Annotated in this window: 8 protein-coding genes; 4 read left to right on the top strand and 4 right to left on the bottom strand. The window is 60.8% G+C overall.

Translation table 11 applies throughout. The features are described from left to right. Positions 1–76: 76 nt before the first annotated feature. The 3 genes from M1L53_RS10160 to M1L53_RS10150 all read right to left on the bottom strand — a co-directional run bounded on the left by M1L53_RS10160 (position 77) and on the right by M1L53_RS10150 (position 2,663). Entirely contained in the window at positions 77–1,258 is a 1,182-nt protein-coding gene (locus M1L53_RS10160) for an RtcB family protein (RefSeq protein WP_007734861.1), read from the bottom strand. 97 nt (positions 1,259–1,355) lie between these two features. Further along, complete coding sequence (locus tag M1L53_RS10155) at positions 1,356–1,574, bottom strand: hypothetical protein (RefSeq protein ID WP_003942716.1); 219 nt, start codon at positions 1,572–1,574, stop codon at positions 1,356–1,358. 81 nt (positions 1,575–1,655) lie between these two features. Next, a complete protein-coding gene (locus M1L53_RS10150) occupies positions 1,656–2,663 on the bottom strand; it encodes an iron-siderophore ABC transporter substrate-binding protein (protein WP_232319038.1) in 1,008 nt (335 codons plus the stop codon). A gap of 144 nt (positions 2,664–2,807) precedes the next feature. Here M1L53_RS10150 and M1L53_RS10145 point away from each other — a divergent pair, with 144 nt between their 5' ends. Next, on the top strand, positions 2,808–3,614 hold the full coding sequence (locus M1L53_RS10145) for an AraC family transcriptional regulator (RefSeq protein WP_054187757.1): 807 nt from the start codon (positions 2,808–2,810) through the stop codon (positions 3,612–3,614). Positions 3,615–3,728: 114 nt separating this feature from the next. Here the strand turns inward: M1L53_RS10145 and M1L53_RS10140 are convergent, their stop codons facing one another. Continuing rightward, positions 3,729–4,463, bottom strand: coding sequence for a hypothetical protein (locus M1L53_RS10140; RefSeq protein ID WP_054187789.1), 735 nt, complete (start codon positions 4,461–4,463; stop codon positions 3,729–3,731). Positions 4,464–4,725: 262 nt separating this feature from the next. Here M1L53_RS10140 and M1L53_RS10135 point away from each other — a divergent pair, with 262 nt between their 5' ends. The 3 genes from M1L53_RS10135 to dprA are packed head-to-tail and all read left to right on the top strand — an operon-like array spanning position 4,726 to position 7,714. Continuing rightward, positions 4,726–5,082: a YraN family protein gene (locus M1L53_RS10135; protein ID WP_054187788.1), complete on the top strand. Its 357-nt coding sequence runs from the start codon at positions 4,726–4,728 to the stop codon at positions 5,080–5,082. After that, positions 5,082–6,590, top strand: coding sequence for a YifB family Mg chelatase-like AAA ATPase (locus M1L53_RS10130; protein WP_054187756.1), 1,509 nt, complete (start codon positions 5,082–5,084; stop codon positions 6,588–6,590). Before M1L53_RS10135 ends, M1L53_RS10130 begins: the two co-directional genes overlap by 1 nt. Then, a complete protein-coding gene (dprA, locus tag M1L53_RS10125; protein WP_030535668.1) occupies positions 6,587–7,714 on the top strand; it encodes a DNA-processing protein DprA in 1,128 nt (375 codons plus the stop codon). Before M1L53_RS10130 ends, dprA begins: the two co-directional genes overlap by 4 nt. Positions 7,715–8,075: the final 361 nt, after the last annotated feature.

The raw sequence follows: 8,075 nt of genomic DNA, 5'->3' as shown, positions 1-8,075 counted from the left end.
GGCGGCACTGATCCCCACAACTACGGCCCCCCCCTTTTGGGGGGGGCCACTTCGTATTTCGCGGAGTTGTGCGGGGTCAGTTGCCCTTGACATTCACGATCTGACGCAGCGTGTGTCGAATCTCGACCAAGTCCTTCGCGTCGTCCATCACGACGTCGATGTCCTTGTACGCACCCGGGATCTCGTCGAGGAACGCCGCGGAACGCTTGTATTCGATTCCGACCATTGCCTTGTCGAGATCTTCGATGGTGAAGGTCTTGCGTGCCTGGTTACGTCCGTACACCCGACCCGCGCCGTGGGGGCTGGACTTGAACGACGGCACGTTTCCCTTCCCGACGACGACGTAACTCGCCGTCCCCATCGAACCGGGGATGAGCCCGGGCGTGCCCTCGTCTGCCTTGATCGCACCCTTACGGCTCAGCCACACACCCCTGCCCATGTGGAACTCCTTCTGGGTGAAGTTGTGGTGGCAGTTGATCCGCTCGACTTCGTCGATGATCGCGGGTTTGCCGTCTCCCATGAAGTGCGCGAAGTCCTTCACGACGCGGTCCATCATCTCTTCGCGGTTGAGCAGAGCGAAGTGCTGAGCCCAGTTGAGATCGGTGATGTACGAGTCGAATTCGGGCGTCTTCTCGACCAGGTAGGCAAGATCCGGATCGGGAAGGTTGATGTACCACCGCTCGCACAAGTCCTTGGCGATCTTGATGTGATGCTGCGCGAGCTTGTTTCCGATACCGCGGCTTCCCGAGTGCAGGAACAGCCAGACGCCGTCGCTCTCGTCGAGCGTCACCTCGATGAAGTGGTTACCAGAGCCCAGCGTTCCGAGCTGAAACCTCCAGTCGTTCTTGAACTTGTCGTAGAAGGACAGGCGATCGCCCGCCATCGCCTCGAGTTCTGCGATGCGGATTTTCGCCGTGTCGCTCAGCGTCTTGTTGTAGACACCTGCCGAGAGCGGGACGGAGCGTTCGATGCTGTGGCGAAGTACGGTCAGGTCGCGGCCTTGAAGGTCGCGTGCGCTGAACTGGGTTTTGACCGCGATCATTCCGCAGCCGATATCGACTCCGACGGCGGCGGGCATGATTGCGCCTTCCGTCGGAATGACCGAACCCACCGTCGCTCCCGCACCGAGGTGCGCATCCGGCATAAGCGCCAGATGTGGACGGACAAAAGGCATCTGGGACGTACGCAGCGCTTGCTCGCGAGTGTTCTCGTCGAGTATCGATGCCCAGTTCCACAGCCTCTTGGTGATCTTCTCCATCAGATTTCTCCCACATAGTTCACAGCCGAACCGATCGGTCCGGTGTGTCGTGCAGGAATGACCATGCGCTCGGTCAGTGGTTGTGTGCAACCCCTTTTCAGGTTCGCAGGCCGTCTGCGAGTTCGTAGATTCGTCCGACGTACTTCTCCTGGAAGGCTTTTCGGGCAGCATCTGCTTGTTGCCGTGCGCCCATCTGGGAGTAGAGGTACTCGAGATGAACCAAACTCTCGCCGATGTCGACGCGTCGCTGGTCGAGAACCGTCAGCTCGTCGACCAGTCGAGCCAGATCTAACGCGGTGTCCGGTACCTCGTCCATGGTGATCCTCGATGTCCGTGAGTGCTTCCTGACCCCGAGGCTAACACTCTTCGAACATATTTTCGATACCCGCCCTGTAGTTTACTTCGACAACGTGGCTGTCAGTTGGTCGATGGCATACGGAATGCTCAGGACGGTATTGCCGGACATCGCCGCGCCGACGGGTGGATCTGCGGTGTACCGCACGACCATCGCATTTCCGCTCTTCACGGCGGGTAGTCGCTGGTAGAGCGTGTTGCCGGCGAGGGCCTTCTCTCCCTCCGGGTCGGCCATCACGATCAAACGATCAACGGGTTCGAGGATGTCGTATCGCTCGTTCGGCATCCAGTCGCCGAACTGGTCGCCGACGAATGCGTCGACGGTCGCGGGGAGGGTGAACCCGAGTGACGAGAGGAAAATGCCGCGTGGGTCGTGCGACGAGAACACGTAGCCCTCGGGAGTGTCGAGGTTGACGATCGTTGCGGTTTGCTCGGCAAACTCCGGGTGTGCAGCGCGGGCGGCGGCAAACGCGTTTTCGGTATCCGTGATCAGTTGCTGAGCTTGTGGTCCTTTGCCGAGGGCGCGCCCGGCGGTGAGCGTCATGTCGGTCCACGGCGTTGTGTACGCGTCGTAGTCCTTGCTCTGCGCGACAGTCGGCGCAATCGAGGTCAGCTTCTTGTAGGTTTCCGTGTCGATGTCGGCGTACAGCGCGAGGATCAGATCTGGTGCGAGGGAGGCGATTTGCTCGAAGTTGAAGTCTCCGCCGCTGTTGATGTAGGTCGGAGTTTTCCCCTTCCAGTAATTCTTCGTCCACGGCCAGCTTTCATCCATGCCGGACCCCCACCATTCGGCCATGCCTACGGGTTCGACTCCCAAGGCGAGCAGTGGTTCGTGATCGGTGTATCCGAGTGTCACTACCCGCTGCGGTTCGGCATCGATTGTCGTCGAACCCTGTGCGTGCTCGATCGTCACGGGGAATGCGTCGTTGCTCTGGGTCGCTGATGCGGTGTCGACGCCTTGCGAGGTTCCACAGGCGGTCGAGAACCCGATGATCGCGGCCGTCGTGAATAAGGCGGCGAGGATTCGGGTGCTATGTGAGGGCACGTGCATGCTCCTTCGAAGTGGTGGGCGAAGTGATCTGAGGTCCGCGTGAAGTGCTGAGCTGGTCGCGTCAGCAATAAAGTGAGGCTAACCTTTGCAGGATCGTCGGTCCATCCTTCAGGATGGACTCGGATACGCCCAGAAAGACGCAAAATGTCCACTATCGAGTACTCGACTCGCCCAAAGTCCTTGCTAGCGCTGCCCGATAGTCGCGGACGGACATTCAAAGATTTTCAGGTCTACACCAACGTCGTCGAGGGCGTGACCGCGTACGGGGCTCACCGCCACCCGGAGCATCAGATCGCCTGGATGAGTGAAGGGACGATGCAGATTGCTGCCGGGGGCAACGTGTGGCACCTGCACAGCGAGCACTTGGTCTGGTTGCCGGGCACCGTTCTCCACGACATGACGCTTCTGTCGGCGGGATGCATGATCGCGGCCTATGCGCGTCCGGATCTACGCCCTGGCGGGCCCAGGTGGACTCAGCCACTGGTTCTCGAAGTCGATGCTCTGTCCGCTCAATTGCTGCGCCATCTCGCAGATCGGACCATCGACGATGCTCGGCGGTTGATGAGTCAGGAGTTGCTCTACGACATTCTTGCTGCCGCGCCCGAACGGCACGACGTCCTCGCGGTTCCTCGCAATGCTGCGGCGAGTTCGGTTTCTGCCCGCATCCTTGCCGATCCGGCAGACTCGCGAACATTAGGGGAGTGGGCGGGTGAACTCGGGGTCAGTTCCAAGACTTTGATGCGTGCCTTTGTCGCCGATGCCGGGATTACCTTCGGACAGTGGAGGACTCGCGCCCGAATGTATGCGTCGCTCGAGATGCTCGCGCGGGGTGAGGGTGTCAACGACGTTGCCCCGCAGGTGGGTTACCGAACCAGTAGCGGGTTCATCGCCGCATTTCGGGAAACCTTCGGTACGACGCCGGCCCGGTACGGCGGAAAGCTGACGCGGTGATTTGCTGATGATTTCTTGAACTCGGTTGACGGCAAAGCTTTGTTCGGCAACGTAGAAATGGGCCGAGCTACCAGCATGTGCTGGTGGCTCGGCCCATTTCTAATTCGAACTGAGTCAGCTCATGTTGCCGAGCACATTGCCCAGGACACCGCTGATGACATTGGTCATCGACCCCTGCGGATCGGTGAGGGAACCGAATACCTGGCCCGATCCGGAGTTGAGTGAGCCGAAGCCCATGTCCTCGAGGCTTCCGGCGCCCGCCTCGACGGGGTTCGGCTGCCGGATGGTGACGCACACGCCCATCGGATTGATGTTCCAGTCGCCCGCCGCCAGCACAATGTTGGTGCCGGCGCCGCTGTCGAGCTGAGAGCCGACAACTGCGTTATCGGGAACCTTGTAGGTGGTCTCCAATGCGATGATGCCGCCACCAGCAGTGGTCCATCCGCCGCCCTTTGCCACCACGGAGTTGTTGCCGACGACGACGGTCTTGGTGACGTCGTCCCACTTCTGGTCGCCGATAAGCCATTTGACGTTCAGGCGAGCCTTGACCAGCTGGAATCCTGCCGGGTGGAAATCGCGGATCTGATTGACGAGTGCTCCCGAACCGGAAACCTTTGTCAGGTAGGTGACCGTCTGTCCCGGGGCGACCTTGCCGTCGCCGACAACCTCCTTGCCGACGGTGTACGGCGTCCCGAGGGAACCGGCCCAACTGTCGGTGACCGACTGGTTGAGCGCGCATGCCGGTGCTGCTTGCGCCACCGAGGCTCCAAGTCCAACAGTGACGCCGGCGGCGATGAGAACGAGGGATGTAGTGGTTGCTACTGCGTGGCGAAGTGAGCGGCGGGCCATGTAGAACTCCATTCAGCGGGGTGCGTGACGGTTTGAGCAAAACTGTAACTAGTTCTACTGGACTTTCGTCCAAGATGTGGCTGATTTCAGAAAATTGTCAGGTTTCGGGTCGCCGTTGGTGTGTCGCGCTGCCGAATTCCACAGGTTCCGAGTTGTGAACAGGTTGTTTTCGGATGGCTTGGTTTTGTGGTGGTGGGTTGAGGGTGGTGGTTGGGACGCGTTTCGTATGGGCGGGCGCGGGGTGTGAGTGGTGGGGGCTGCGATGGCGAGGAATATGGCGTTGGGGGCTCGGGGCGAGGATGTGGCTGTCGAGTTCCTGATTGATGCGGGTTTGGAGATTGTCGAACGCAATTGGCGTTGTCGGTACGGCGAGTTGGATGTTGTTGCGACGTCCGGTGATCGAATTGTGTTCGTGGAGGTGAAGACTCGGTCGGGTGTCGGGTACGGGAGTCCGGCGGAGTCGGTGACGTTCGCGAAGCAGCGTCGGATTCGGGTGTTGGCGATGCAGTGGCTGGCTGATTCGGGTCGGTCGTGGTCGAGGGTGCGTTTTGATGTGGTGGCGGTGTTGATCGGCCGGGACGGTGTGCCTTCGGTCGAGCATTTTGTGGATGCGTTCTGATGGCGTTGGGGCGGGCGCATTCTGTTGCGGTCAGTGGTGTGGACGGGCAGATAGTGGAGATCGAGGCGGATATCGGGCGCGGGTTGCCTGCGGTGCATTTGGTGGGGCTGCCTGATACGGCGTTGCACGAGTCGCGTGATCGGATTCGAGCGGCGGTGACCAATTCTGGTGAGGAGTGGCCGGACAGCAAGGTGATTTTGGTGTTGTCGCCGGCGACGTTGCCGAAGGTGGGCAGTGTTTACGATTTGGCTTTGTCGTTGTCAGTTCTCGATGCGGCGAAGAAGTTGCCGCGGAAGTTGTTGCGGGAGACTGTGTTTTTGGGGGAGTTGGCGCTCGACGGTCGTTTGCGGACGGTGCGTGGTGTGTTGCCTGCGGTGCTTGCGGCGAAGCGGGCGGGGTGGGGGACTGTGGTGGTTCCGGCTCGGGCGTTGGCTGAGGCGGGCTTGGTGAAGGGGATCGAGGTGCTGGGCGCTGACGATCTGTCCGCGGTGATCGGGTGGTTGCGTGGGGAGTTGGCGCTTGCTGTTCCTGATGTTTTCGAGCGTGCTGGTGTGGTGGCGGTGCGGGATTTGAGTGAGGTTGTCGGGCAGACGGATGCTCGGTGGGCGATCGAGGTTGCTGCGGCGGGTGCGCATCATTTGATGTTGACGGGTCCGCCGGGGATCGGGAAAACGATGTTGGCGCAGAGGCTTCCGGGGATTCTTCCGCCGTTGACGGAGGGGGAGTCGTTGGAGGTGACGGCGATTCATTCGGTGGCGGGGGTGTTGCCGGAGGATCGGCCGTTGATCGATATGCCGCCTTTCATTGCGCCGCATCACAGTTCGTCGGTCAGTTCGCTGGTGGGTGGTGGTAGTGGGATGGCTCGTCCTGGTGCGGTCAGCCGCGCCCATCGCGGCGTGCTGTTTCTCGACGAATGTGCCGAGATCGGGGTGAAGGTGCTCGAAGCGCTACGCACACCACTCGAAGACGGGGAAGTGCGAATCGCCCGGCGGGACGGAGTTGCTCGGTACCCGGCGCGGTTCCAGCTGATCCTGGCCGCGAATCCGTGCCCATGCGCGCCGCCGCGAGACGCGGACTGCGTCTGCGCACCCGCGGCGCGTCGCCGTTACCTGGGGAAATTGTCTGGCCCGTTGTTGGACCGAGTCGACATCAGGGTCCGGATGCAGGCGGTAGCAACCGGAGCGCTGATCGACGAAGTGGGGGAAAGCACCAGCGATGTTCGTGCGCGCGTGGCGGCGGCTCGGGACACTGCAGCCCAGCGGTGGAGTGAGTACGGGTGGCGGACCAACGCGGAGGTACCAGGGCCGGCGTTGAGACAGAAGTTCAGACTCTCGCGTGCAGCGCTGGCGCCGGTGGAACGGGCGCTGCGTAAAGGTGTCATCACTGCTCGTGGGGCGGACCGAGCGTTGCGGGTTGCCTGGAGTGTCGCCGATCTGGCAGGTGAAGCGATGCCCGGACCAGACCAAGTTGTCACCGCACTCGACTTTCGAGACAGGGGATTCCAATGACTGCACACGATCCACGACTACTCGCTTGGGCATATCTGTCCCGCGTCGTGCAGGGCCCTAGCGCATATATGTCCATGTTGATCGGCGAGCTCGGGGTCGAAGAAACTGCGAGGGCGGTTCGCAACGGCGATCTGCCACCCGCGATCGAGGAGAAGACGCGAGCCCGCGCTCACATCGACACAGCCCAACGAGACCTCGACCTGATGGAGGCGATGGGTGGCAGACTCGTAACACCGAACTGCGCCGATTGGCCGGCGTGGCGAATGCTTTCCTTTGACGGACTCGATCCCTCCGGGGGTGAGACGGCGCCATTTGTGTTGTGGGTGTTGGGGTCCAGGGATTTGGTTGATCTGACCGAGAGATCGGTTGGAATTGTGGGCACGCGGGCATCGACTGCGTACGGCGAACACGTGACGGCAGAGATTGCCGGTGACCTCGCTGTCGACGGATGGACCGTGATTTCCGGGGCGGCCTTCGGTATCGACGGGGCCGCGCACCGCGCTGCATTGGGCGTAGGTGGAAACACACTGGCTGTCTTGGCCTGTGGCGTGGATCGAGCGTATCCGTCAGGGCATGCGCGACTACTCAAACAGATAGCGAGTTCGGGTGCAGTGATAAGTGAATATCCGCCGGGCACAACACCTGCAAAGTTCCGGTTTCTGGCAAGGAATCGACTGGTAGCTGCGTTGTCGGACGGAGTAGTGGTGGTCGAGGCGGGTTGGCGCAGTGGTGCACGCAATACCGCCAATTGGGCTCGGAAGTTAGGCCGTCCCGTGATGGCGGTGCCCGGACCGGTTACCTCGGCATCGTCGACCGGATGCCACCGGATGATCCGAGAAGGTGAAGCGCAACTCGTGTCCAATGCCGTGGATGTAGTCGAAGCGTCAGGCCCATTTGGTGTCGGGGATTCCGCGGAGGATGCGGCCGCGACGCGTGACATCGACGCATTGCGAGGCAATTCTCGATTGGTATACGAAGCATTGCCGGGAACGGGGTCTCGCAGTACGCGTGAGTTGTCCGAGGAATCGGGATTGCTCATAGCTCAGGTTCGTGCCACTCTTCCTCTGCTCGAACTGGAGGGATTTGCAAGTTCTGATTCCAGTGGTTGGTTTCGGACGCGGTAGTACGTGAACTACTTCTGCGCCCGTCAGACCATGCGTGGCGATGCTCACTAATCGTTTGCGAAGACCGTGAATCGTCAATACCCGCAGCGCATCGGAAATGGCACGTCAGGGCTATTTTTCACGAATTTGCTCGACTGTGTGCAATGTAATTCTCGATGCGTTTCGCCGACCCGACCTGCAAGTTCGACGGGTCTCAGGAAAGCCTCAGGTCAATGTGCATGGAAGTCCGATTAGTCTGGATCACGATGACGGCGGGCATTGATTGACACCCGGCATCCGAGGGATGAATGTGCAGAATTTTCAGGGTCGTGTTCGGTCGAGGCAATGCCGCTAACCCGCTGCTAATTCGGACCATTGAGTC

This window comes from Rhodococcus sp. T9N, from assembly GCF_024436645.1.
Lineage (GTDB): Bacteria > Actinomycetota > Actinomycetes > Mycobacteriales > Mycobacteriaceae > Rhodococcus_F > Rhodococcus_F qingshengii.
The sequence above is the reverse complement of the archived record's forward strand: the minus strand, read 5'-3'. Positions and strand labels throughout refer to the sequence as shown.